Source organism: Protofrankia sp. Cr1, assembly GCF_963555865.1.
Classification (GTDB): Bacteria; Actinomycetota; Actinomycetes; order Frankiales; family Frankiaceae; genus Protofrankia.
Genome location: NZ_CAUVXO010000707.1, coordinates 2382 through 2931 on the forward strand (window position 1 = coordinate 2382; position 550 = coordinate 2931).

General features: G+C 70.7%; 1 protein-coding gene. It reads right to left on the bottom strand.

Annotated elements, in window-relative coordinates; all coding sequences use genetic code 11:
• Positions 1 to 6: 6 nt before the first annotated feature.
• Positions 7 to 510 (bottom strand): MarR family winged helix-turn-helix transcriptional regulator, encoded by a 504-nt coding sequence (locus tag U9980_RS28330; protein WP_322750665.1) that lies wholly within the window; start codon positions 508 to 510, stop codon positions 7 to 9.
• Positions 511 to 550 lie beyond the last annotated feature (40 nt).

The window sequence follows — 550 nt, forward strand, 5'->3', positions numbered from 1 at the left end:
CCGTGCTCACACCAACGGGGCGGCCCGGCCACCCAGGACCGCGGAGAGCCTCCCGTCGGGGTCGAGCACAGCCAGGAGTGCCTCGCTGATGGCACCGAGTTGCTCAACCTGGGTCGGGCTGAGCCCGTCGAAGACAAGCCGCCGTACGGTGTCGACATGCCCCGGGGCCGCCGCGGCGAGGACGTCGAAGCCGGCGTCCGTGAGCACGGCAATCTGGCCACGTCGGTCGGTCGGGCACCTTTCCCGGCGGACCCAGCCCCGCTCCTCATGGCGCGCCACGACGTGGGACAGGCGACTTTGGGACGAGTTGGTCGCGCGGGCCAGCTCGCTCATCCGCATGGCCCGGTCGGGCGCCTCAGAAAGGATCACGAGTACCACGTAGGCGGCATGGGTCATGCCAGCCTCGCTCTGGAGCTGCCGGTCGAGGGCATCCGCAAGCAGCTCGGTCGCCGCGACGAAAACCCGCCATGCTCGTTGCTCGTCGGCGTCGAGCCACCGCGTCCCGGCCATGGTCACAGCGTAGAACTCCCCAAGAGCCTCCCGGCGCGCG

Excerpts from the sequence above, each read along its gene's own strand:
- U9980_RS28330 (WP_322750665.1), bottom strand. The coding sequence starts at position 510 with ATGGCCGGGACGCGGTGGCTCGACGCCGACGAGCAACGAGCATGGCGG.